1 rRNA gene is annotated in these 1,156 nt (G+C 56.7%); it reads left to right on the plus strand.

The features are described 5' to 3' along the window. Positions 1-1,156, plus strand: a 23S ribosomal RNA gene (locus IE244_RS41520); the annotation flags it as partial.

Here is a 1,156-nt window from a genome sequence, read left to right on the forward strand (position 1 = left end):
AGTGAGACTGTGGGGGATAAGCTCCATGGTCGAGAGGGAAACAGCCCAGAGCATCGACTAAGGCCCCTAAGCGTACGCTAAGTGGGAAAGGATGTGGAGTCGCAGAGACAACCAGGAGGTTGGCTTAGAAGCAGCCACCCTTGAAAGAGTGCGTAATAGCTCACTGGTCAAGTGATTCCGCGCCGACAATGTAGCGGGGCTCAAGCGTACCGCCGAAGTCGTGTCATTGCAGCAATAGGGCCAACGCCCGCTGTGATGGGTAGGGGAGCGTCGTGTGCCGGGTGAAGCAGCAGCGGAAGCTAGTTGTGGACGGTTCACGAGTGAGAATGCAGGCATGAGTAGCGATACACACGTGAGAAACGTGTGCGCCGATTGACTAAGGGTTCCTGGGTCAAGCTGATCTGCCCAGGGTAAGTCGGGACCTAAGGCGAGGCCGACAGGCGTAGTCGATGGACAACCGGTTGATATTCCGGTACCCGCTTTGAAACGCCCAATATCGAATCAGGCGATGCTAAGTCCGTGAAGCCGTTCCGGACCCTTCGGGGAAAGGAAAGTGGTGGAGCCGACGAACCAGACTTGTAGTAGGTAAGCGATGGGGTGACGCAGGAAGGTAGTCCAGCCCGGGCGGTGGTTGTCCCGGGGTAAGGGTGTAGGCCGAGGGGTAGGCAAATCCGTCCCTCATTAAGGCTGAGACCTGATGCCGAGCCGATTGTGGTGAAGTGGATGATCCTATGCTGTCGAGAAAAGCCTCTAGCGAGTTTCATGGCGGCCCGTACCCTAAACCGACTCAGGTGGTCAGGTAGAGAATACCGAGGCGTTCGGGTGAACTATGGTTAAGGAACTCGGCAAAATGCCCCCGTAACTTCGGGAGAAGGGGGGCCATCACTGGTGATCGGACTTGCTCCGTGAGCTGGGGGTGGCCGCAGAGACCAGCGAGAAGCGACTGTTTACTAAAAACACAGGTCCGTGCGAAGCCGTAAGGCGATGTATACGGACTGACGCCTGCCCGGTGCTGGAACGTTAAGGGGACCGGTTAGTGACCTTTCGGGGTTGCGAAGCTGAGAACTTAAGCGCCAGTAAACGGCGGTGGTAACTATAACCATCCTAAGGTAGCGAAATTCCTTGTCGGGTAAGTTCCGACCTGCACGAATGGCGT

The organism is Streptomyces filipinensis (assembly GCF_014649495.1).
Classification (GTDB): Bacteria; Actinomycetota; Actinomycetes; order Streptomycetales; family Streptomycetaceae; genus Streptomyces; species Streptomyces filipinensis.